A 19953-nucleotide genomic window follows, 5' to 3' on the forward strand; every position below is an offset into this window, starting at 1 on the left:
TCAGTTGCGGTAGAGGCCGGCGAGGCGGCGGGCCTCGCGCGGGTCGAGGCCGCGCGGACGGGCGAGCTCCATGCGCCAGCGCACCCGCTGGCACATCGGGCACGGCCAGGCGACGCGCCGGGCCAGCGCGCCCACGGGCGTCGGATGGCCGCCGGCCTTCAGCTCGCGCAGGCGATCGAGCAGGCGCTCGGGCGAATAGGGCTTCGCCCAGCCGCACATGGCGCAGGTGAGCAGCACCACCGAGCCCGGGTAGCGGCGATGGTCGCCGAGCGTCAGCCGGCCGTCGTCCGGGACCGGCTCGTAAGGGTGGCGGGTCTTGCGGGTGGGCATGGCCGGATCATAAGTTCACTCTTTGTTCTAGCCGAGTCCAAAAAAAGGAGGAGCCGGCCCCTGCGTAAGGCCGGCTCCGCAAAGGTCCTCCAGGACCCTTCAGTTATTTCGGCGTCGAGTTGGTGCTCGTGCTGTTGGTCGTAGTGGTGGTGCTGTTGCCCGCCATCATGTTGCCGCCGGACTCGGTGGTGTTGCCGGCCATGGCGTTGGTGTCGGGCGCGGTCGTCGTCGTCGTGGTGGAGGTGGTCGTGTTGGTGTCGGTGGCCGTCGCCGTGTCGGCGGTGTTGTCGGCCTTCTTGCTGCAGCCCGCCAGCGCCATCGCCGCAGCCGCGCTGGCGGCGAGGGCCAGCCCCCAAGCTCCGCTTTTCATCTGAGCTTCGCCTTCCTTTTGTGATCGATAACGGCCGCGCGCCTCCTCCCGGAGGGCGGGTCCGAAGGGGGGAACAGCAAGGCCTCGGGGTCGGTTCCGAAAATGTGATCGGAACCCACAGGAAAGTCGCGCTTTGCCGCCGCTGACGGAGCCGTGATCCGGTCAAGCCTGGAACCGGAGCCTCATTTGGACCGCTCCTGGACCCATGACCGTCCATGGCCCGATGAACTTCCTGTTCGTGATCGCGCTGATCTGCGCCTTCGCCGCCCTTGCCCTGCCGAAGATCTTCGAGCTGATGGGCCGCCGACGCTAGACCTTACGGATAGACGCAGGCGTCGAGGTCGTCCCGGCGGACCACGCCGGCGCGCGCCACGATGGTCCCCGACCGGCGCTGGATGTAAGGCCCTGGCCGCGCGGCCTTCCAGCTCAGGGGCTTGGGGATGATCGCCGCCAGGCGCGCCGCCTGGGCCGGGCTGAGCCGGCCGGCGGAGAGGTGGAAGTTGTGCTGGGCGGCGGCCTCGGCCCCATAGACGCCGGGGCCCCATTCGATGGAGTTCAGATAGACCTCCATGATCCTGGGCTTGCCCCAGATCCCCTCGATGAGGACCGTGAACCAGGCCTCGAGTCCCTTGCGCACCCAGTCCCGGTGCGGCCACAGGAAGATGTTCTTGGCGGTCTGCTGGCTGATCGTCGAGCCGCCGCGGATGCGCTCGGAGACGGCGTTGTGGTGCAGCGCCTTCTCGATGGCGTCGATGTCGAAGCCATGGTGCTGGCAGAAGCCTGAGTCCTCCGAGGCGATCACCGCCCGCACGAGCTGGGGCGAGATGTCGGACAGCGCGACCCAACGCCGGTCGAAGCCCCTGCCCTCCACCAGCCGCTGGACCATCAGCCAGGTGATCGGCGGCGGCACGATGCGGTAGAGCGCGACCACCGCGACCGGACCCACCAGCAGGAAGATCAGCAGGCCCAGCATGGTCCAGCGCACGAGGCGCCCGAACAGGCCGCGCACGCCGCCCGGCTGGGACTTCTTCCGACTCACGTTTGCTTTCCCCCGGGACAGGCCACTAGGTGACGGCGGGTGGTTCCATATCGTCAAGCGGGGGAGCAGGGAATGAACGTCAGCGAGGCGATCGAGCGCCGGGTGTCGATCCGCGCCTTCCTCGACAGGCCGGTGGCCGGCGAGGTGGTGAAGGACATCCTGGTGCGCGCCGCCAAGGCGCCGTCCGGCGGCAACCTGCAGCCCTGGCGGGTCTATGCGCTGTCGGGCGCGCCCCTGGCCGAGTTCAAGGCGCTGGTGGCGGCCAATCCCTTCGGCGAGACGCCCGAGTACGACGTCTATCCGCCCAACCTCTGGGACCCGTTCCGCACGCGGCGCTTCCAGAACGGCGAGGACCTCTACGCGACGATCGGCATCCCCCGCGAGGACAAGCCGGCGCGGCTGCGCCAGCTGGCGCGCAACGGCGAGCTGTTCGGGGCGCCGGTGGGCCTGTTCTTCTGCCTCGACCGCAAGCTCGGCCCGCCGCAGTGGGCGGACCTCGGCATGTACATGGAAAACGTCATGCTGCTCGCCGCAGAGCGCGGCCTCGACACCTGCGCCCAGGAATACTGGGCCCGCTATCCGCAGACGGTGACCAAGTTCCTCAAGGTCCCGGAGGACCACATGCTGTTCGCCGGCATGGCCCTCGGCTATCGCGACCCGCAAGCCCCGATCAACGGCCTGGTGGCCGCCCGCGACCCCTTCGAGACCTGGGGCGAGCTGGTCGGTTTCGACTGAGGCTTCAGACCGGCGCGGGCGCCTTCCTGCGCTCCACCCAGGCGGCGAGAACCTCGCGGGCGCGGGCCGGCTCGTCGCGGTCGAACTCGGCGTGGGCGGCCGTCTTCACGGCCAGTTCGACCACATAGCCGTCGGGGTCGCGGAAGTAGGTGGAGGCGATCATGCCGTGGTCGGAGGGGCCGCGCACCTCCAGCCCCCGCCGCCGCGCCTCGGCCGTGGCGCGCTCGACGTCTTCCGGCTCCGCCTCGAGCGCCAGGTGCAGGTCGAAGTCGTGACGGTCGACGAAGTCGAACGGGGCGTCCGGCGCCTCGAAGAAGGCCACGTAGGAGCCGTCGCGCAGGGCGAAGAAGCTGTGCAGGACGCGGACCTCGCGGCCGGTGGCGGTCGCGCCGATCGGCAGGGCGGCGGCGAGCGGCAGGCCGATCACCTCCTCGTAGAAGGCGCGCGTCGCCTCGGTGTCGCGGCAGCGGAAGGCCATATGGTGCAGGCGGTTGGTCATCGGAGCCTCGCAAGGGGGAACCTGCAGGCGACCTAGCCTCTGTGGGGCGCGGCGGGCAAACGCCGTTGCCGCGGACCGGCTCTGCGTATCTGCAGAACAACCGGGGCGAGCGGAGACCAATTCTTACGCCCGGGGATTAAACTTCGGACATCGTCGTTCTTTGAGCGTGACACTGTCACAAGCTTCACTGTAGAGGGCCCGCCACTTCACCGACACGGACCCTTACATGACCCCTGAACAGATCCAGCTCGTCCGCGATTCCTTCGCCAAGGTCGTGCCCATCAAGGCGCAGGCCGCCGACCTCTTCTATGGCCGGCTGTTCGAAGTGGCGCCCGCGGTGCGACCGATGTTCAAGGCCGACGTCAGCGAGCAGGGCAAGAAGCTGATGGCCGCCCTGGCCATGGTGGTCGGCAGCCTCGACAACCTCGGCGAAATCCTGCCGGCCGTGGAGACCATGGCTCGCCGGCACGTCAGCTACGGCGCCCAGGAAGGCCACTACGAGGTGGTCGGCGACTGCCTTCTTTGGACGCTCGGTCAGGGCCTGGGGGATGACTTCACCCCCGAGGTCGAAGCCGCCTGGACCAAGGCCTACACCACCCTCGCCGGGGCGATGATCTCGGCGGCCAGAGAGGCGGCCTGAAGAAAGCGGCCTAGGGATTGACCTCGGCCACCCCGGCGTTCCCGTCCTCGTCGCCCCAGGCGACGCGGGCGGCGTCGGGGGTCATGGCGACGCTGGAGATGGCGGCGCCCTTCTCCGATTTCAGCGGCGCGACCCGCTGGCCGGTGACGTCGCAGGCCCAGACCCGGCCGTCGTCGAGGCCGGCGGCGACCCACGAGAGCGCCGGCGTGGCGGCCACCCGCACGACCATGGCGGCCTCGTCGTAGCCCACCTCGGCGGCCTGCTTGCCCATCGGGCCGGTGGAGCCGGCGAACGGCCAGACGACCACGCCATTGGAGCCCGAGGTGGCCATCAGCTGGCCCTTGGCCAGGAAGGTGAGGCTCTTCACCTTGGCCGGGTAGCCGCCCATCCGCATGTTCTTCTCGTCGGCCACGCGCCAGCCGTGGAGCTGATTGTCCTGCATGGCCGAGACCAGGAACTTGCCGTCCGGCGAGAAGGCCGAGACCACGTGCGAGCCGGCCCACTTCAGATAGAGCGGCTTCTGCGACTCGATCCGCGCATACCAGAGGGCGACCCCGCCATAGGTGGCCGCGGCGATCCGCCGGCCCTTGGGGTCGAAGGTGACGTCGGCCACCGACTTCTCGTGGGTGAAGGTGCGCGAGAAGGCCGGATCCGCGGCGTCGCGGACGTGCAGGTCGCGGCCGGCGGCGAAGGCGATCAGCTTCGACTCGGGGCTGGCGGCCACCGACTCGATCCAGCGGCCGGGGACCTTGGCGATCTCCTGCGCCCCCGAGGCGCGCGACCAGACGAGGCGCCCGTCGTCGCCGCCGGTCAGGATCCCCTCCCCCGAGGGGTGGACGCAGGCGCAGAGCACCGCGCCGTCGTGGGCCTCCACCGACTCGCCGCTCTCGAAGCGGACCGTGCCGTCGCCGAGCGCGAAGATCGCGCGGCGGGACGAATCGAACAGGGCGGCGGTGACGTAGGCGTCGAAGGCGTAGGTCATGGGGCCGTCCTCTAAGCCCAAGGCCGGGCGGCGTCATCCCCGCGATGGGCGCGCAGGGCGGCGACCGAGGATGGGATCACGCAGTTCTCGGACGGGGGTGTGAATCCGGGCCTTGCGCAGGGCGGCGAGGGCAAGGGCCGGGATTCCGCATGCTTCGGGCTTTACATTCCCAAAACGGCTTGCCAATGGTCTGCCGACTGCAAGCGAGGGCGCGGAGAACGCTGCCCAAGGGAAGGAACTGCAATATGGGTGCAAAGCTGGGCGGCGGGGGCGGCGGACGCTTCAACCTCGGCCAGAACAGCGACATCAACGTCACGCCGTTCGTGGACGTGATGCTGGTGCTCCTCATCATCTTCATGGTGGCGATCCCCGCCGCGACGGTGTCGATCAAGCTCGACCTGCCGCCGGCGATTCCGCCGCCCCCGGGCACCAAGGTGAAGGAGCCCACCCTGATCAACATCCAGGCCGGCGGCGCGATCTACATCGGCGACCGCGGGACCAGCCTGGACGGCCTGATCACGGATCTGTCTGCCCGCCTGGCGCAGGACGATCCGGCCACGCCGCCGCCGCAGCAGCGGGTCTACATCCGCGCCGACAAGTCGGTCCGCTACGGCGACTTCATGGCGGTGATGAACACCCTGCAGGGCAACGGCTTCTACCAGGTGGCCCTGATCAACGAAGAGCTGTCCTAGGACCTCTCTTCGCCAAGAGACTTCGGAAGAGCCCGCCCCTCGGCGGGCTCTTTTCGTTTGGCGGCTCGGGATCCTCGAGGGGCGCCCGAGGGCGAGGGTCAGGCGTGGCCTTCGATGTCGAGATCGAGGCCGTCCTCGAGGTTGGGCATGGCGGAGTCGTCCGCCGCACCGCGCAGGCGGATGGCCTCGTCGATCAGCCGGCCGCGTTCGTTCATGTTGGCGGTCGAGGCGGCCTGCCGCAGCAACGTCTCGGCGCGCCGGCGCAGCTCTTCCTCGTCACCCATGCCGCCACCTTCGAAGCCCCGGTATGGAGCGGTCCTGATAACAACGATCAAATGTGATCAAAGTTCCCTGGGCGGACGCGCTGCAGCGCGGAACAGGACGGCCAGGACCTGCAGGACCCCCCCTCGCGCCGCCGCGCCGAGGATCGCGCCCAGCACCGGTTCGGTGAGCGCGGCCAGATAGACGGTGACGAGCGCCCCAAGGCTGCGCGCCTGGAGGTCGGGGGCGCCGAGGACGAGGGTCAAGGGCGCCCAGCGCCCGAAGAAGAACATCAGGGCCGCCGGCCACCAGTAGGGACGCCCGGCCGAGCGCTGGGCCGCGAGGGCCGCAGCCGCCCCGGCGAAGCCGAACGGGACGCTGAACAGAAGCGCTGCGGCGCCGGCGGAAGCGGCCGCCGGCTCCAGCGCCAGGCGCAGGAGCCCGAGATCGAACAGCACGGTCTGGACCACGACCCCGACCAGCAGGCCGACGAGCAGCGGCCGGCCGGCACGCGGGGCGGCACGGCCCTCGCCGGCCCGGGCGGCGACCGCCTCGCGGGCCATCTCGGCGTAGGGGGCGGGCTGCGGCGGCGCGGTTTCCTCCGGCGGGGCCATGGCCTGGAGCGCGGCGATGCGGCGGGCCGGATCGGGGTGGGTGCGCAGGAGCGCGCCAAGCAGGCCGGTGCGCACGGGCGCGATGCACAGGTGGGCGATGGCGCCGCCCCGGCGCTTCAGGGCCGGCGCGGTCGGCGCGGGCAGGCCTGAGCCGATGCGCAGGAGGGCGAGGGCCAGCCCCTGCGGGTCGCGGGTCAGGGTGGCCGCCTCGGCGTCTGCCAGGAACTCCCGCCGGCGCGCGACGCCAGCCTGCAGGAATGCGCCGAGGGCCGGCCACAGCATAGCCAGGGGAAAGCCGAGCATGACGAGGCCAATGCCCAGGAGGGCGGCGAGGCCGAGGCTGCTGCGGGCGGCGGCGATCAGGTCGCCATAGGCCTCGATCGCCAACGGAAGGCCGCTCGTGAGGCCGAGGACCAGGGCCACCATCAGCACCCAATAGATCGGCGGCGGCAGGCGAGCCGTGGAGAGGATCGCCGCCAGGGTTGAGTTGAGCCGCACGTCACCGTTGCGGATGTGGGCGAGCTCATGGGCGAAGACCCCGTCGAGCTCGCGCGCGTCCAGCCGTTCCAGGAGCCCGCGGGTCACCACCAGGACCGCGCGCTCCGCATCCGGACCGCAGGCGAAGGCGTTGGCCGACGGGTCGTCGAGGATCATCAGGTCGGGCGCCGGCAGGCCCACCCCGAGCGCAAGGTTGGCCAGGCGCAGCCGCACCGGCGCGGCGTCGGCCCCGTCGAGCGGGACCGCCCCGAGGACCTGAGGCAGGGCGCGGCGGACGTGGACCACCCGGCCGATCAGCAGACCCGCCAGGATGACCACCGCCAGCACCTGGGCGCTGATCCAGCCGACCGGCGCCACGTACAGCGCCAGCCAGAAGCCGAGGTAGGAGGTGAGGAAGGCGAGGATCGGGACGAGCAGGACCGCGAAGGCGGCCAGCAGCCAGGTGGTCTCGCGCCGGTTGGCGGCGATGCGGCCGTGGGGAGAGATGGGAGCGGAGACGAGCCGCGGGCCCACCGCGATCGAACCGCTCAGGCCGCCCGCGCGGGCGGCCGCGGGAAGGCGACCCTGGGCGTCTCGCCGCCCTCGTCCAGCTCGAAGAACGGCCGCTCCTTCATGCGCAGGGCCGTGGCGACGATCGACGACGGCAGGGTGGCGACGCGGCTGTTCAGGTCGAGGACGGCGCGATTGTAGAACTGGCGGGCGAAGGCGATCTTGGCCTCGAGGTCGGCAAGGCCGCCCTGCAGGCTCTGGAACTGGCCCGAGGCCTTGAGGTCCGGATAGGCCTCGGCGACGGCCATCAGCCGGCCGAGGGCGCGCACCAGCTCGGTGTTGGCGGCGGCGACGGCGGCGGGCTCGGCGGCGTCCTGCAGGCCGGCGCGGGCGCGGGCGACCTCGGCCAGGGTGTCGCGCTCGTGCGCGGCGTAGCCGGCGACCGTCTCGACCAGGTTGGGTACGAGGGCGGCGCGGCGCTTGAGCTGGATGGCGACGGTGGACCAGGCCTCGTCGGCCTGGAGCGAGGCCCGGATCAGGCCGTTGTAGGCGAACACGGCCCAGAGGGTGGCGAGGACTATGACGCCGAGGATGACGCCCAGGAGCAGCGGCCCGCTCATGCCCGGGCTTCCTTGCCGCCGACATCCTTGGCCGGCTCTTGCTCGCAGCCCTCGGGCGAGTCCCGGCGCTTCATCAAGGCGACGACGGCGACGCCGAGCGAAACGAGCAGAATGACCGCGACATTGGCTTCGCCCGTGGCGATGACGGTCTTGTAGACCTCCAGCGAGAGCTGGTCGGTGGTGATCTCGGGCGCAGAGAGATAGCGCTGCAGGTCCCAGATGCGAGCGCCGACGGCCACCCCGACCACGCAGACGGCGAACAGCAGCGAGCGGGTCCAGAGCATGGTCGCCTGCGGCGAGAGCCGGCCCTCGAGGATGCGCCGGATCGGCGGCAGGAACAGCACCACGGTCATGGCGCAGACCAGCAGCGAGGCGAGGAAGGTCGCGGCGAGGAGGACCGGGAACATGCTCGCCTGGATAGCCCGTGGCGAACAGGCGCGCCTTGCGCCAGATCAATGGCTTAGACGCCGGCGGCGGGATCAGAAGCCGTTGCCGTTGCGGCGCACGCGGTCGCAGATGGTGCGGTAATCGCTGGTCAGCTCGTCGCCGACGGCGAGGTCGCGGGCGGCGCGGTCCTCGCCGAAGGAGATGCCGTCCGAGACGGTGCTCGGGTCCTCGGCGTGATTGAAGTAGCGACCGTTGTCGCCGCAGAGCACATAGACCCCGGCCCCCTCGTGCCAGGTGCAGTAGGTCTCGAGCCAGGCCTGGACGTGCCCGGGCAGGGTGGCGACCTCTTCGGGGGTGTAGACGCGGTCGATGCGAGCGTCGAAGCGCCAGACGAGATCGCCCCGGCGCACAGGCCTCAACAGGAAGACGCCGAGCCCATGGATCGGGCTCGGACGCAGCTCGGTCTCCACCATCATCATGGCGCCGCTCGATCTTCGGCCGGGCGGGGATCGCCCCCGACTGACGCGGTGACGCGCGAGCGGCGCGGGAGTTCCCGGTCCTAGGCCACGCAGGCCTCGAAGCCCTTCTTCAGCGCCGCCTCGTCGAGGTTGCGGCCGATGAAGACCATGCGCGAGTAGCGCCTCTCATCGGGCTTCCACTCGCCCTGGAAATCGCCCTCGAGGATCATGTGGACCGCCTGGAAGACGAGGCGGCGGTCATCGCCCTTGATGTCGAGGATGCCCTTGGCGCGGAGGATGTCCGGCCCCTGGCTCTGCAGCAGGTTGTTGAGCCAGGTGGTCAGGCGGTTGGCGTCCAACGGCTTGTCGGAGCTGAGCGAGATCCCGCGGATGCCGCTCTCGGCCACGTGGTCGTGGATGTGGCCATGGCCGTGGTGATGGTCGTGCCCGTGGTCGTGGTGATCATGATCGTGGTCGCAGTGCTCGTCGTGGACGTGGCCCGGCTCGCCGTGGGCGGGGTTCAGGAACTCGGGCTGCAGGTCGGTGATGCGCGCGAGATCGAAGGAGCGGCGGCCGAGAATGGCGGCGAGCGGCACCTGGCTGCGGGTGGTGCGGTGGATCGGAGCCAGCGGATTGAGCGTGCGGATCGCGCTCTCCACCTCGGCCAGCTCGGCCTCGGAGACGAGGTCGGTCTTGTTGAGGATGATCTGGTCGGCGAAGGCGATCTGCTCGGCCGCCTCGTGGGAATCCTTGAGCCGCAACGGCAGGTGCTTGGCGTCGACCACGGTGGTGACGCTGTCGAGCTGGGTCTTGGCCTTCACGTCGTCGTCGACGAAGAAGGTCTGGGCGACGGGAGCGGGATCGGCGAGGCCGGTGGTCTCGACGATGATGGCGTCGAACTTGCCCTTCCGCTTCATCAGGCCCGAGAGCACCCGGATCAGGTCGCCGCGGACGGTGCAGCAGACGCAGCCGTTCGACATCTCGAAGACCTCTTCGTCGGCCCCGACCACCAGGTCGTTGTCGATGCCGATCTCGCCGAACTCATTGATGATCACGGCGTACTTCTTGCCGTGGTCCTCGGTGAGGATGCGGTTCAGGAGGGTCGTCTTGCCGGCGCCGAGATAGCCGGTGAGCACGGTGACGGGGGTCTTGCCGGCCGCGGCGGCGGTCGAGGCGGACGGGGCGGAGGTGGCGGTGTCGCTCATGGCCCGTCATGTAAGACCTGGACGCGCCGGATGGAACAGGCGGGCGCAGGAAGTCAGGCCCGCCTTGACCCCAGGCCGAGTGTTATACAATAACATTTCGATGATCTCGGCCGAACGCCCGCCGCGCCTCGCGCCCGAGCCCCTCGACGGGTTCCGGAAGGACCGCGTCTATCTGGGCGCGGACCACGCCCGCAACGAGCGGCGCACCTGGATCGTCACGGCGATCTGCGCGGTGACCCTCGTGGCCCAGGTGGCCGGCGGGGTGTTGTTCCATTCCATGGCCCTGACCGCCAGCGGCCTGCACATGGCGGCCCACGTGGCGGCCCTGCTCACCGCGGCGGCGGCCTATGCGTTGGCCCGCCGCTGGGCCGGCGAGCCGCGCTTCGCCTTCGGCACCGGCAAGCTGGGCTATCTGGCCGGTTTCGCCAACGCCGTGGTCCTGGCCATCGTCGCCGTGCTGATGGCGGTCGAGAGCGTCGGCCGGCTGATTACGCCGGAGGCCGTGGACTACGATTCCGCCCTGCCGCTGGCGGCGGCGGGCCTTCTCGTCACCCTGGTCTGCGTCGTCCTGCTGCGGCCGGTCGAGGGGGCGCACGGCCACGACCGCGAGGGCGACCTCAACATCTCGGCGGCGCACCTGCACCTGTCGGCCGACGCCGCGGTCTCGGTGCTGGCGATCGGCGGCCTGCTGGCCGGTCGCAGCCTGGGCTGGGCCTGGGCCGACCCGGCGGCGGGCTTGGCCGGCGCGGTCCTGGTCGGCCAGTTCGCCGTCACCCTGATCCGCCGCGGCGCCGGCGCCCTCCTGGACACCAATCCCTCGCCGGAGCTGGCGGCGGAGATCCGCGGGCGGCTGGAGGCCGAGGGCGAGCGGGTCATCGACCTGCACCTGTGGCGGCTCGGGCCTGGCCACTTCGCGATGATCGCCGCCGTCGCCGCGCCGAAAGACCGCACCACCGAGCGGCTGCGCGCGCGGTTGAAGGGTCTGGCATCGCTCAGTCACGTGACAATTGAATTGCGCGGCACCGACGAAACAGGCCACGGCCACGTCTCATGATTTCACGCGTTCGATACCGCATGAGACGGCCCCGCCGCTCCCGCGCGCCGAAGGCTGCCGCCATCGCCGGGCTGGCCGCCCTGGCGGGGGTCATCGGCGTGGGCGGCTGGGCGGCGCACGACCGGCAGGCCGGCCCCGAGCACGCCGAGCTGACCTCCACGCCGAAGATCACCAAGGTCTCCCTGCCCGCGCCGCCGGCGCCGCCGGCCCTGCAGGAGAAGATCGAGCAACTCGCCGAGCGCTACCGCGAGCCGGTGGGCATCGCCATCACCGACGTCTCCGCCCGCTGGACCGCCCAGGTGGCGGGGGATGAGGTGTTCCCCCAGCAGAGCGTCTCCAAGCTGTGGGTCGCCCTGGCGGTGATGCACGCTGTGGACCGCGGGCAGCTGCGCCTCGACCAGCCGGTGACCCTCACCAAGGAAGACCGCTCGGTCTTCTACCAGCCGATCACCGCCAAGATCCGCGGGCCGAACGGCTACGCCACCAGCGTCTACGAACTCCTCAAGTACCAGCTCACCGAGAGCGACAACGCCGCCAACGACAAGCTGATCGCCGAAGTCGGCGGCGGCGAGGCGGTCAGCCGGGTGATGGCCGAGAAGGGCCTGGAGGGCCTCGGCCGCGGCGAGACCGAGCGCGACCTGCAGACCCGCGCGGCGGGCCTGACCTGGAAGCCCGAGTACGGCCTGACCTGGGTGTGGAAGGCGGCCCGCGAGGAGCTGCCGGAGACGGTCCGCGACCAGGCGCTGGAGGCTTACCTGGCCAACCCGGGCGACGGCGCCAAGCCGGCCGCCATCACCAACGCCCTGGCGGCCCTGCACCGGGGCGAGCTCCTGTCGCCGCAGTCGACCGAGGCGATGCTGGACCTGATGGCTCAATGCCGCACGGGCAGTTCGCGCCTGCGCGCCGGCCTGCCGTCGGGCTGGTCGATCGCCCACAAGACCGGCACCGGCCCCGACTGGCGCGGCGCCTCGGTAGGGATCAACGACGTCGGCCTGATCACCGCGCCGGACGGCCGCACCTACGCCGTCGCGGTCATGCTGCGCCAGACGCGCCACCCGGTGGGGGCCCGGCAGGCGCTGATGCAGGCGGTGGCCCGCGCCGTGGTCGATTACTGGCGCACGACGCCCAAGGGCCTGAGCGTTCCCGACCGGCGGGTGGCCAGCCTCGGCTCGGCTCCGGAGACCGCGCGCTAGTCTTATGGCGCGGCTGGAGCTGGTCCTTGCGGACGGCGAGGTCCCGCGCACCGTCTTCTACGACCGGCTGCTGGCGGCCGCCGCGCGCCATCCCTGGGCGCAGGCCGACGGCCCTCTGGCGATCGCGATACCTGCCGAGGACACCGCGCTGGAGACCAACTGGCCGCGCTACGGCGACGGCGGCTCGTGTTTCCTGCGCGGGGAGCTGCAGGCGCTGACGCCGGAGACGGCGCTCGGCCGCTACGTGGGCAAGCTGTGCGCCTGGGCGCTCGCCCATCCCGATGCGCGCCTCCTGGTGTTCAGCAAGCACCCGAGCCTTCGGCTGGCGGCGGGCCTGCGCGACTTCCCGAACATCGTGCTGGCCGACGGCTCGCTCGCCGCCTTCGAGCGCAGCCTGAACCCGCGGACCATCTCCTTCCCCTCGCTGCCGATGGTGGCGGCGCGCCCGGCGGAAGGCCCGCGGCCGATCCTCGCCTCCTTTCAGGGCGTCGACAGCCATCCCCTGCGTCGGCGGCTGGCGGAACTGCACAACGGGCGGGACATGGTGGTGCGCCTGATCGAGCCGGGTCGTCACAGCGGCCGGATCGACGCCGAGGCCGGCCGCACCGACGCCGACTACGAGGGACTGATCGACGCCTCGACCTTCTCCTTCGTGCCGCGCGGCGACTCGCTCTTCTCGTATCGGCTGCTGGAGGTGATGGCGCGGGGCTCGATCCCGGTGATCCTGTCGGACGGCTGGGTCCTGCCCTTCGACCGGACCCTCGACTGGCCGGCCTTCTCGGTCAGCGTCCACGCCGAGGCGATCGGCATCCTGCCGCAGATCCTGCGGCTGTTCTCGCCCGCCGACATCGCGCGCATGCAGGCAAGGCTCGCCGAGGTCTATGTCGCGAGCTTCGCCGACCTCGACCGGATCCTCGAGGCGACCCTCAGGGAGGCCGCCGCGCTGAGTTGAGGCGGCTGGAGGGTCAGCGCGCCGTCGTCGGGGCCGGCGACTGAGGCTGGGGCATGCCCTTCAGCACCGTCAGGCGGATGGGCGTCCCGGAGAAATCCTTGGAGGTCCAGGTGACGCCGATGTGCGGATCGTCCGGAAAGCCGGTGCAATAGGAGAACGGCAGGGTCGGCGGCTTGGTCTGGCGCAGGCAGACCTTCTCGTTCTTCATTGTCCACTTGCCGGCCAGAGCCTGGCCGTTGCGGCCGACGCCTTCCCAGACGCCATCCGGGTGCAGCCAGATCTTCTGGGTCCGCCCGTCGGGATAGATCGACATCACCGTATTGCCGAAGGCGGCCGCGACGCGGCTCAATTCGGACGCCTGCGCGTTGAGCGCTGCGAGGCTGACGGCGGCGGCGAGGGCGGTGCGGATCAACATGCGTGCCTTTTGCATGACGGGCTAGAACGCGAATATGCGGGGATCGTGCCCCGCCGCTAGGTTTGGCTCACGCGACGTGAACTGATCCTGACAATCGAACTGAAAGGCAAGCGCATGGACAACGAGATCAGCCCCGAAGCCGAGCGGGCGGGCATGCTGGCGGCCCTGCACGCGATCGTCGTGGGCACGCTGTCCACCCTGAAGCGCAAGGGGGTGCTGAGCCCGCAGGAACTGGACCAGCTGTTCGACGCCGGAATGTCGGTGTTCGAGCGTGGCGAGCCCGACGAGACCAAGGCGGCCGCCCGCCTGACCCTGGAGATCCTGGCGCGCAGCCTCAGGGACTGAGCGTGGCGTTCGGGGGATTCACCCGCCGGGCCCTGCTGACGCGCCTGACGCTGCTGGGTGCGGGCCTCGGCGCGGCCTGGTGGCTGCGGGAGCGCTACCTCTATCCGACCCCGACCGTGACCTTCGCCAGGGGCGAGGCGACCGACTGGCTGGCGATCCCCGAGCGCGGCGGCCTGATCGAGCTGACCGCACGGGTGCGCAACATCCCGATCCGGGTGGTGGTCGATTCGGGGGCCCAGTTCTCGGCCATCGACCACCGGCTGGCGGACGCCCTGCGCCTCAAGGCCGCGCCAATCCCGCTGGTGGCGTTCGGGGTGAGCGGCGAACCGGCCCTGACCCACACCGTCTCCCTGGACCTGACGCTGGGCGGCATGCAGGTGCAGGGGGTGCGGGCCGCGACCCTCGACCTCGTCACCCTGTCCGGGGCGATCCGCCGGCCGTTCGCCATGCTCATCGGGCGCGACGTGCTGCGGGCGCTGACCGCCGACATCGACTGGCCCGGGCGCCGCATCCGCTTCGTCAAGCCGGGCGCCTTCCAGCCCCCCGCCGGGGCGAGCGTGGCGCGGGCCCGCAGCCAGGGCGGCGCCCTGATGGTGCCGATCGCCGTCGAGGGCCGCAGTCCGATCGAGGTGATGGTCGACACCGGCGCGACGGCCGCGGTCGCCCTGGCGGAGAAGACGGCCCAGGCGCTGGGCCTGCTGAACGGCCGCCCGGTGACGACGGGCCGCTCGGTGAGCCTGGGCGGGCTGTCGGAGGACCGCGTCGTACGCGCCGCCGAGGTGGTGTTCGCGGGACGGCGGCTGACCGACGTGGAAGTGCAGATCTTCACCCCCGCGGTGCAGGGGCCGCTGCCTGCGGGACTATTGGGCGTGGGCATCCTCAGACAGTATCGGGCGGCCATGGACCTGGAAGCCGGCGTCCTGTGGCTCGCGCCGCCGAGTTGACGCTGCGGCCGGCTGGGGCGAGAATTGAGCGGTCAGATCGACCGGTCTGGCGTTCGGCGAGTGGGATTGCTGCGGTGTCCAGGCGAATGGACGCTGCGCTCTCTTGGCGTGTTGGGTGGCCGCCATGTACGAGTTTGTCAGAAAACAGAACATCGAGCGGCTGAAGAAGCAGATCGCCGCCGAGCGCGATCCCGAGAAGCGCAAGATGCTGCAGGCGCTGCTCGCCGATCATGAGAGCGGCGACCCGATCCGTCACCGCGATCCGTCTTCCGAGGGAAATCCCTGAGCGGATCCCCGGCCGTCAGGCCGTGACGGTGTAGAGGTGGACGCCGAAGCGGCGGACCTCGATGGACGTCAAGCCGCGACGCGCCAGCATGTCCTGGACGCTGGCCAGCAGCTCGATCTCGTTGGGACAGGTGATCGCCTCGAACACGGGCGGCCCCTCGTCGCCCTCGAGATAGAGCTCGTAGGTCATGTGCGTGGGCATAAGACGACGTAACTCGGACCTAGGGCGTGTGACTTCCGCCGCCGGGCGCCCACGAGGAATTGGCCGACGACGGCGCGCATCTACCAATCCGGCCAGCCGCCAACACCCTAGGGATTCTACGTAAGACCTCGTCGGAGCGGATGAATGGACGTCCGGCGGACGTTCGATGGCCAGGGGGGCCACGCTGGCGTCCTCTTCAGCACGTCGAAAGGTCCAGGCCATGAAGAAGGCCGAGCAGTACCGCGAGCACGCCGCAGAGTGCCGCGCGCTGGCCGCCCAGATGCAGCGTGGCGAGCACCGCGACCAGTTGCTGCGGATGGCGGCGGCCTGGCAGGAGCTGGCCACCGACCGGGAGGAGGCCCTCGCACGGGCCGACAGCCACGACGAAGCGACGCCGCTCGACGGGGTGTGAGGCGGAGAGTCCCGCCGATCAGGGCTTTTGCGGCGGGGCGCGCTCGAAGGTTCCCGGCGGACCGGGGAAGACCACCGGGCTCTCGAAACCCTCGGCCGAGATCGCCGAGACGCCGAAGAAGAAGTCGTCGATGTTGACGCCCTTCAGGGTCAGGCTGGTCGCCGGCCCGGCCAGCCGGCTGTAGCGCCACTGCGCCTCGGTGGTCGGCCGCCACCAGACGCGATAGGCCGCAGCGCCCGGCGATGGCGCCCACTTCAGGGTGGTGTCCGGCGTCACCGCGCCTTCGATGGCGACGCCGCGCGGCGGGACCGGCGCCATGGCCAGAGCCGCCATGGTCAGGACGTTCAGCCGGGTCACCTGCGCCAGGTACGGGAAGTCGACGCCCTCGATGACGTCGCCGTAGCGGACGCCGTTCTCGACCCGCAGGTCCTGGTGCTGGCGGGTGTAGTTCTCCACCGCCTCGGTGACGCGCACGGCGGGATAGCCGGCCTTCAGCATCTCCACCTGATCCCCGCCGCGGCCGTAGCGGTCGGTGCGATAGACCATCACCACGTCGAGGTTGGTCAGGTACTGGTCGGCCAGCCGGTCCATGAAGCGGGCGAGGTTGCGCGAGGGGCTGTCGACCTCGCCGCCGTTATAGCGGCGCTTGTCGGCCTCGCCTTGCGTCTCGGTGGTGCGCGTGCCCTCGGAGAAGACGCGGACGTGGCTGTTGTCGCGCACGCCGGACATGCCCTCGGTGTTGCCGACGATGTCGTTGTTTAGGTCGGCCTCGACCTGCCAGCCGTGCGCGGCGGCGTACTCGGCGAGCACATGGCCGCCGTTCAGGCCCTGCTCCTCGCCGGAGAGGACCGCGAACACCAGGGTGGCGGGGAACCTGTGCTTCGAGAGCACCCGGGCCGCCTCGATGACCGCCGTCGTCCCCGAGCCGTCGTCATTGGCGCCCGGCGCGTCGGAGGTGGCGTTGAGCGGGTCGCTGACCCTGCTGTCGATGTGGCCGGAGATGACGATTACCCGGTCCGGATCGGTGGTCCCGCGCTGGATGGCGAGCACGTCCATGACCTCGGTGGGTTTGGGGATGCGCGCCCCGGTGAAGACCTGCGACGGCGTCTCCACCGCAAGGCAGCCGCCGCAGTCCTTGGAGATGGCCGCGAACTCGGCGGCGACCCAGCGGCGGGCCGCACCGATGCCGCGGGTGGACGAGGCGGTGTCGGAGAGGGTGTGGCGGGTGCCGAAGCCGACGAGCCGGGCGTCCGTCGCCCGCTCGCGCTCGGGCGAGACCTGAGCCGCCAGCTCGCGCAGCAGCGGCTGCTCGCCGCCAATGGGCTGGGCGGTGGCGGGCAAGGCGAGGGCGGCGGCGAGAACGACGACGGAGACGGTCAGGAGGGGGCGCACGGCGAAGCTCCGGTACAGCGGCCGGCGACCTTCGCGCCCTGCGTGTTGAATGGCAATCGCCGCAAGCGCCCGCGGTGCCTAGAACGCCCCGAAAAGGGCCTGGCTGAACCAGCCGGCGGCGAAGCTGGCCAGGGCCATGACGCTGAACATGGCCATCGCCGGCATGAAGCTGTCGTCCGAACTCAAGGGCTTCTCCTCTCAGGTCCGACGCTCAAGAAGACGAGCCGGACGTGAAGGTTCCCTTCCAGCGACGCAGGCGGTTAGGCGCGGCGGGCGAGCCGCGCCTCCAGCGGCGGATCGCGGCGATAGATGTCGGGCCGCCGGTCGAGATCGTCGCCGTTGGGAAGGGCGGTGAAATAGACGATGTAGACCGGCACGGGGGCCGCCAGGTCGATGCGGGTCTCCGGCGCGCCCGGCTGGGAAAGCTCGCCGGCCCGCTCGGACAGCAGCCAGCGCGCCAGGCGCGGGGCGTCGGAGAGGCGCACGCAGCCGGCGCTCTCGGTGCGGCGGCTCTGGGCGAAGTACTGCCGGAGCGGGCTGTCGTGGAGATAGACCCCGACGCTGTTGGGGAAGATGAACTTCACCTGCCCCATCATGTTGTGCGGTCCCGGCCGCTGGCGCACGCGCAGCACCGTGCGGCCGCCGGCGACGGCGCGCCAGTCGACCTCCTGCGGGGTGAGAAGGCGGGCGTTCGGCGTCCAGTCGGAGAGGATCTCCATGTCCTGGGCTTCGAGCCAGGCGGGGCCGAGGCGCAGGACCTTCGGCGCGATGGAGTTGGCCACCAGGTCCGGCGGCACGTTCCAGTAGGGCCGGGCGACGGCGTAGCGGACGAGGCCGGCCATCATCGGCGTCGGCTCGGAGGGCTTGCCGACCACCACCTTCATGGAGTCGACCGCCTGGCCGTCCTGGTAGAGCCAGAGCGTCTGGGCGGCGGCGTCCACGAGGATGTAGCGCTGGCCAAGATCCGGCGGCAGCAGGCGGGCGCGTTCGAGATTGGTGCGGATCAGGCGCTCGGCAGCAGCGGCCTCCTCGCCGGCCTCCTTGGCCTTCCAGGCGGCCAGGGCGTCGCGCAATTGGCGGTAGATAGGGTTCATCCGCGACAGGCGCGCCACCCCGTCGGCCGGATGGGGCCAGGTGGCGAGGGCCTTGAGCACGCCGAGACGATCCGGCGTCGGCGGCGCCAGGGCCGGGTCGGCGTAGATCATCGTCGCGCCCGGCGCCGGCGCATGGAGATCCGAAAGGTAGCCGGCGGCGGCCCGGGAAAGGGCGATCTCCGCCCGCGCCAGGTCCGAGGGCTGCTGGCTGGAGGCCTGGGCGAGCACCTCGCCGAGACCTGGGGCGCCATATCGGTCAGGGTCGAGCCCATCGGCCGCCGCGCCGGAGACGGCCTGGACCACCGCCTGGGCGTCGTCGCGCAAGCCCCAGCCGCGGATCCACAGCGGACGCCAGCCGCGGGCGCGGTAGAAGGCCTGGAGCTCAGGCTCGGCCTGGGCGAGCTGGGCGCGCAGGGCCCCGCCCACCGGTCCCAGCCGCTCGGCCTGCGCGGCGCCGCCCGGCAGGGGCGCGACCCGCGCCGACAGCGGCATGGCGCAGCCGAAGGCGAGCGCGATCAGGCCGATCGTCCAGCCCGGCGCCGGCCGTTCGATGGCAGCACGAAAGGACCGCCCCAGAGCTTTGAGGCGGTCCTTGGCGCTGGAAGTTGAGGCCGGCCGGCTCAGCCGCGCTCCCCGGCCGAACCGGTGGAGGTCGCCTGGTCGGAGGTCCCGCCCGTATAACCGGTGTTGGAGGACGTGCCCGTCGCCGCGCCGGTCGTGGAGCCGGTCGACATGTTGCTCGACGTCGACGCCGCCGTGCCGGTGTTGTCCGGCGCCGTGCCGGCGGTGTTCGAGCCGTAGCTGCCGGCCGAGGTGGCGCCGGTCGTCGAGTTCTGCGGCATGGTCGAGGACGAGGAGGTGTCCGTCCCGGCGCCCGTGGCGCCCGTGCTCGTGGAGCTGGAGCCCGAGCCGGAGGTGGTCTGGGCGACGGCGACGGCGCCCAGCGCCAGGGCGCCGGCCACGCCCGCGAGGGTGGCGATCTTCATCAGGAGATACTCCGTGTTGCGGTAGGCCCAGGTCCAACCGGAGCGGGACGGCGATGTTCCCGCTGTTGCGATATGTGAATTGGGCTCCCGCGAGGAGCGTCGGCTCCCAGTGTGGTCCGAGTATGTTACGACTGTGGTGCGGGTGCGGTACTGGGTGCGGTACTGGGTGCGGTACTAGGTGCGGTACTGGGCGGACACACCGGCGCGCGCAGCGTCGAAAAACGGCCGCGGCTTCGTTGACTCGCGACGGCCTTTCCGTATAAGTCCGCCGCTCTCGCCCGCGGGCCCTTCCTGCGGGCGCATTCCGTTTTGCACCAAAGCTCCAATTCTCGAGAGCTCTAGTTTCGAAGGCGCGCGAAGATGTACGCGGTGATCAGGACCGGCGGGAAGCAATATCGGGTTCAGCCCGGCGACCTGCTCGTGGTCGAAAAGCTGGACGGCGAGCCCGGCGCGAACGTGGCGTTCGCCGACGTGCTCATGCTGGGCGAAGGCGAGGCCGTGACGGTCGGCGCTCCGCTCGTCGAGGGCGCCAAGGTCTCCGCGACCCTGATCGAGACCCGCAAGGGTGAGAAGGTGAAGATCTTCAAGAAGATCCGTCGCCAGGGCTATCGCCGCACCCGTGGCCACCGCCAGCTGCAGAGCGTTCTGCGCGTGACCGCGATCGCCGGCGCCGGCAAGGAAGCCAAGTGGGACGGCGAAGTGAAGCTGACCACCAAGGCCGAGCTCGACGCCCGCGCCCGCGGCCTCGAGTTCGTGGCCCCGACCGTGGAAGCCGCTCCGGCCGCCGCGCCGAAGAAGGCCGCCGCCCCGAAGAAGACCAAGACCGCCGAGGAAGTCCTGGCTTCCGAGGAGACCGCCGT

General features: G+C 70.8%; 26 protein-coding genes and 1 pseudogene. 11 read left to right on the forward strand and 16 right to left on the reverse strand.

Annotated elements, in window-relative coordinates:
- From DJ017_RS01500 to mtgA, 3 genes are all read right to left on the reverse strand, one after another.
- Entirely contained in the window at positions 1-330 is a 330-nt protein-coding gene (locus DJ017_RS01500; protein WP_111527047.1) for a hypothetical protein, read from the reverse strand.
- A gap of 103 nt (positions 331-433) precedes the next feature.
- Positions 434-700 (reverse strand): hypothetical protein, encoded by a 267-nt coding sequence (locus DJ017_RS19995; protein ID WP_133255361.1) that lies wholly within the window; start codon positions 698-700, stop codon positions 434-436.
- Between the two features lie 316 nt (positions 701-1016).
- Complete coding sequence (gene mtgA / locus DJ017_RS01510) at positions 1017-1673, reverse strand: monofunctional biosynthetic peptidoglycan transglycosylase (protein ID WP_111529919.1); 657 nt, start codon at positions 1671-1673, stop codon at positions 1017-1019.
- A 138-nt stretch (positions 1674-1811) separates the two neighbouring features.
- Here mtgA and DJ017_RS01515 point away from each other — a divergent pair, with 138 nt between their 5' ends.
- The gene (locus DJ017_RS01515; protein ID WP_111527049.1) at positions 1812-2474 is read left to right on the forward strand and encodes a nitroreductase; all 663 of its coding nucleotides are present in this window, start codon (positions 1812-1814) and stop codon (positions 2472-2474) included.
- A gap of 4 nt (positions 2475-2478) precedes the next feature.
- On the opposite strand, the gene DJ017_RS01520 is transcribed toward DJ017_RS01515, so the two are convergent.
- Positions 2479-2973 carry a VOC family protein gene (locus DJ017_RS01520; RefSeq protein ID WP_111527050.1) on the reverse strand — a complete coding sequence of 165 codons (495 nt, stop codon included), beginning with the start codon at positions 2971-2973 and terminating at the stop codon, positions 2479-2481.
- A gap of 226 nt (positions 2974-3199) precedes the next feature.
- Here DJ017_RS01520 and DJ017_RS01525 point away from each other — a divergent pair, with 226 nt between their 5' ends.
- Positions 3200-3613: a globin family protein gene (locus DJ017_RS01525; protein ID WP_111527051.1), complete on the forward strand. Its 414-nt coding sequence runs from the start codon at positions 3200-3202 to the stop codon at positions 3611-3613.
- A gap of 10 nt (positions 3614-3623) precedes the next feature.
- Here DJ017_RS01525 and DJ017_RS01530 read toward each other — a convergent pair whose 3' ends face one another.
- Positions 3624-4595 carry a WD40 repeat domain-containing protein gene (locus DJ017_RS01530; protein WP_111527052.1) on the reverse strand — a complete coding sequence of 324 codons (972 nt, stop codon included), beginning with the start codon at positions 4593-4595 and terminating at the stop codon, positions 3624-3626.
- A 245-nt stretch (positions 4596-4840) separates the two neighbouring features.
- On the opposite strand from DJ017_RS01530, the gene DJ017_RS01535 reads away from it, so the two are divergent.
- Complete coding sequence (locus DJ017_RS01535) at positions 4841-5287, forward strand: biopolymer transporter ExbD (RefSeq protein ID WP_111527053.1); 447 nt, start codon at positions 4841-4843, stop codon at positions 5285-5287.
- A gap of 98 nt (positions 5288-5385) precedes the next feature.
- Here the strand turns inward: DJ017_RS01535 and DJ017_RS01540 are convergent, their stop codons facing one another.
- From DJ017_RS01540 to DJ017_RS01565, 6 genes are all read right to left on the reverse strand, one after another.
- Entirely contained in the window at positions 5386-5571 is a 186-nt protein-coding gene (locus DJ017_RS01540; protein WP_111527054.1) for a hypothetical protein, read from the reverse strand.
- 57 nt (positions 5572-5628) lie between these two features.
- Positions 5629-7173, reverse strand: coding sequence for a M48 family metalloprotease (locus DJ017_RS01545; RefSeq protein WP_111527055.1), 1545 nt, complete (start codon positions 7171-7173; stop codon positions 5629-5631).
- Positions 7174-7187: 14 nt separating this feature from the next.
- A complete protein-coding gene (locus tag DJ017_RS01550; protein WP_193539987.1) occupies positions 7188-7769 on the reverse strand; it encodes a LemA family protein in 582 nt (193 codons plus the stop codon).
- Positions 7766-8176, reverse strand: a complete 411-nt coding sequence (locus tag DJ017_RS01555; RefSeq protein WP_111527056.1) for a hypothetical protein — start codon at positions 8174-8176, stop codon at positions 7766-7768. The genes DJ017_RS01550 and DJ017_RS01555 overlap by 4 nt, the downstream gene beginning before the upstream one ends.
- A 72-nt stretch (positions 8177-8248) precedes the next feature.
- Complete coding sequence (locus tag DJ017_RS20210) at positions 8249-8635, reverse strand: SET domain-containing protein (RefSeq protein ID WP_165830493.1); 387 nt, start codon at positions 8633-8635, stop codon at positions 8249-8251.
- A gap of 80 nt (positions 8636-8715) precedes the next feature.
- A complete protein-coding gene (locus tag DJ017_RS01565; RefSeq protein ID WP_111527058.1) occupies positions 8716-9819 on the reverse strand; it encodes a CobW family GTP-binding protein in 1104 nt (367 codons plus the stop codon).
- Positions 9820-9919: 100 nt separating this feature from the next.
- Here DJ017_RS01565 and dmeF point away from each other — a divergent pair, with 100 nt between their 5' ends.
- From dmeF to DJ017_RS01580, 3 genes are read left to right on the forward strand one after another with little or no spacing between them, the layout of a single operon-like run.
- Positions 9920-10873, forward strand: coding sequence for a CDF family Co(II)/Ni(II) efflux transporter DmeF (gene dmeF / locus DJ017_RS01570; RefSeq protein ID WP_111527059.1), 954 nt, complete (start codon positions 9920-9922; stop codon positions 10871-10873).
- Positions 10874-10893: 20 nt separating this feature from the next.
- Positions 10894-12066: a class A beta-lactamase gene (gene bla, locus DJ017_RS01575; RefSeq protein WP_165830494.1), complete on the forward strand. Its 1173-nt coding sequence runs from the start codon at positions 10894-10896 to the stop codon at positions 12064-12066.
- 4 nt (positions 12067-12070) lie between these two features.
- Positions 12071-13018, forward strand: a complete 948-nt coding sequence (locus tag DJ017_RS01580; RefSeq protein WP_111527061.1) for an exostosin domain-containing protein — start codon at positions 12071-12073, stop codon at positions 13016-13018.
- Between the two features lie 13 nt (positions 13019-13031).
- On the opposite strand, the gene DJ017_RS01585 is transcribed toward DJ017_RS01580, so the two are convergent.
- Positions 13032-13433 carry a hypothetical protein gene (locus DJ017_RS01585; RefSeq protein ID WP_111527062.1) on the reverse strand — a complete coding sequence of 134 codons (402 nt, stop codon included), beginning with the start codon at positions 13431-13433 and terminating at the stop codon, positions 13032-13034.
- 114 nt (positions 13434-13547) lie between these two features.
- Between DJ017_RS01585 and DJ017_RS01590 the strand changes: the two genes are divergently transcribed.
- From DJ017_RS01590 to DJ017_RS20215, 3 genes are all read left to right on the forward strand, one after another.
- On the forward strand, positions 13548-13778 hold the full coding sequence (locus tag DJ017_RS01590) for a hypothetical protein (protein WP_111527063.1): 231 nt from the start codon (positions 13548-13550) through the stop codon (positions 13776-13778).
- A gap of 2 nt (positions 13779-13780) precedes the next feature.
- Entirely contained in the window at positions 13781-14722 is a 942-nt protein-coding gene (locus tag DJ017_RS01595; protein ID WP_111527064.1) for a retroviral-like aspartic protease family protein, read from the forward strand.
- A 115-nt stretch (positions 14723-14837) separates the two neighbouring features.
- Positions 14838-15008: a hypothetical protein gene (locus tag DJ017_RS20215; protein WP_165830495.1), complete on the forward strand. Its 171-nt coding sequence runs from the start codon at positions 14838-14840 to the stop codon at positions 15006-15008.
- A gap of 15 nt (positions 15009-15023) precedes the next feature.
- Here the strand turns inward: DJ017_RS20215 and DJ017_RS01600 are convergent, their stop codons facing one another.
- Positions 15024-15197: a hypothetical protein gene (locus DJ017_RS01600; protein WP_165830496.1), complete on the reverse strand. Its 174-nt coding sequence runs from the start codon at positions 15195-15197 to the stop codon at positions 15024-15026.
- Positions 15198-15375: 178 nt separating this feature from the next.
- Here DJ017_RS01600 and DJ017_RS01605 point away from each other — a divergent pair, with 178 nt between their 5' ends.
- Positions 15376-15621, forward strand: a complete 246-nt coding sequence (locus DJ017_RS01605) for a hypothetical protein (protein WP_133255363.1) — start codon at positions 15376-15378, stop codon at positions 15619-15621.
- 18 nt (positions 15622-15639) lie between these two features.
- Here DJ017_RS01605 and DJ017_RS01610 read toward each other — a convergent pair whose 3' ends face one another.
- From DJ017_RS01610 to DJ017_RS01620, 3 genes are all read right to left on the reverse strand, one after another.
- A complete protein-coding gene (locus tag DJ017_RS01610; RefSeq protein ID WP_111527067.1) occupies positions 15640-17013 on the reverse strand; it encodes a M28 family metallopeptidase in 1374 nt (457 codons plus the stop codon).
- Between the two features lie 260 nt (positions 17014-17273).
- Positions 17274-18599 (reverse strand): L,D-transpeptidase scaffold domain-containing protein, encoded by a 1326-nt coding sequence (locus DJ017_RS01615; protein WP_111527068.1) that lies wholly within the window; start codon positions 18597-18599, stop codon positions 17274-17276.
- Positions 18600-18727: 128 nt separating this feature from the next.
- On the reverse strand, positions 18728-19093 hold the full coding sequence (locus DJ017_RS01620; RefSeq protein ID WP_111527069.1) for a hypothetical protein: 366 nt from the start codon (positions 19091-19093) through the stop codon (positions 18728-18730).
- 360 nt (positions 19094-19453) lie between these two features.
- On the opposite strand from DJ017_RS01620, the pseudogene rplU reads away from it, so the two are divergent.
- Positions 19454-19927: pseudogene (gene rplU / locus DJ017_RS01630) on the forward strand (50S ribosomal protein L21); the annotation flags it as partial.
- Between the last annotated feature and the right edge of the window lie 26 nt (positions 19928-19953).

Origin of the sequence: Phenylobacterium soli (assembly GCF_003254475.1) — a bacterium.
In the GTDB taxonomy this organism is placed as follows: Bacteria; Pseudomonadota; Alphaproteobacteria; order Caulobacterales; family Caulobacteraceae; genus Phenylobacterium; species Phenylobacterium soli.

Coding starts and splice junctions, on each gene's coding strand:
- DJ017_RS01520 (WP_111527050.1), bottom strand. CDS start 2,973: ATGACCAACCGCCTGCACCATATGGCCTTCCGCTGCCGCGACACCGAG.
- DJ017_RS01535 (WP_111527053.1), top strand. CDS start 4,841: ATGGGTGCAAAGCTGGGCGGCGGGGGCGGCGGACGCTTCAACCTCGGC.
- DJ017_RS01540 (WP_111527054.1), bottom strand. CDS start 5,571: ATGGGTGACGAGGAAGAGCTGCGCCGGCGCGCCGAGACGTTGCTGCGG.
- mtgA (WP_111529919.1), bottom strand. CDS start 1,673: ATGCTGGGCCTGCTGATCTTCCTGCTGGTGGGTCCGGTCGCGGTGGTC.
- DJ017_RS01590 (WP_111527063.1), top strand. CDS start 13,548: ATGGACAACGAGATCAGCCCCGAAGCCGAGCGGGCGGGCATGCTGGCG.
- DJ017_RS01525 (WP_111527051.1), top strand. CDS start 3,200: ATGACCCCTGAACAGATCCAGCTCGTCCGCGATTCCTTCGCCAAGGTC.
- DJ017_RS01550 (WP_193539987.1), bottom strand. CDS start 7,769: ATGAGCGGGCCGCTGCTCCTGGGCGTCATCCTCGGCGTCATAGTCCTC.
- DJ017_RS19995 (WP_133255361.1), bottom strand. CDS start 700: ATGAAAAGCGGAGCTTGGGGGCTGGCCCTCGCCGCCAGCGCGGCTGCG.
- DJ017_RS01565 (WP_111527058.1), bottom strand. CDS start 9,819: ATGAGCGACACCGCCACCTCCGCCCCGTCCGCCTCGACCGCCGCCGCG.
- DJ017_RS01500 (WP_111527047.1), bottom strand. CDS start 330: ATGCCCACCCGCAAGACCCGCCACCCTTACGAGCCGGTCCCGGACGAC.
- DJ017_RS01530 (WP_111527052.1), bottom strand. CDS start 4,595: ATGACCTACGCCTTCGACGCCTACGTCACCGCCGCCCTGTTCGATTCG.
- DJ017_RS01555 (WP_111527056.1), bottom strand. CDS start 8,176: ATGTTCCCGGTCCTCCTCGCCGCGACCTTCCTCGCCTCGCTGCTGGTC.
- DJ017_RS20210 (WP_165830493.1), bottom strand. CDS start 8,635: ATGATGATGGTGGAGACCGAGCTGCGTCCGAGCCCGATCCATGGGCTC.
- dmeF (WP_111527059.1), top strand. CDS start 9,920: ATGATCTCGGCCGAACGCCCGCCGCGCCTCGCGCCCGAGCCCCTCGAC.
- DJ017_RS01605 (WP_133255363.1), top strand. CDS start 15,376: ATGGCCAGGGGGGCCACGCTGGCGTCCTCTTCAGCACGTCGAAAGGTC.
- DJ017_RS01615 (WP_111527068.1), bottom strand. CDS start 18,599: ATGCCGCTGTCGGCGCGGGTCGCGCCCCTGCCGGGCGGCGCCGCGCAG.
- DJ017_RS01600 (WP_165830496.1), bottom strand. CDS start 15,197: ATGACCTACGAGCTCTATCTCGAGGGCGACGAGGGGCCGCCCGTGTTC.
- DJ017_RS01580 (WP_111527061.1), top strand. CDS start 12,071: ATGGCGCGGCTGGAGCTGGTCCTTGCGGACGGCGAGGTCCCGCGCACC.
- DJ017_RS01515 (WP_111527049.1), top strand. CDS start 1,812: ATGAACGTCAGCGAGGCGATCGAGCGCCGGGTGTCGATCCGCGCCTTC.
- DJ017_RS01585 (WP_111527062.1), bottom strand. CDS start 13,433: ATGTTGATCCGCACCGCCCTCGCCGCCGCCGTCAGCCTCGCAGCGCTC.
- DJ017_RS01620 (WP_111527069.1), bottom strand. CDS start 19,093: ATGAAGATCGCCACCCTCGCGGGCGTGGCCGGCGCCCTGGCGCTGGGC.
- bla (WP_165830494.1), top strand. CDS start 10,894: ATGAGACGGCCCCGCCGCTCCCGCGCGCCGAAGGCTGCCGCCATCGCC.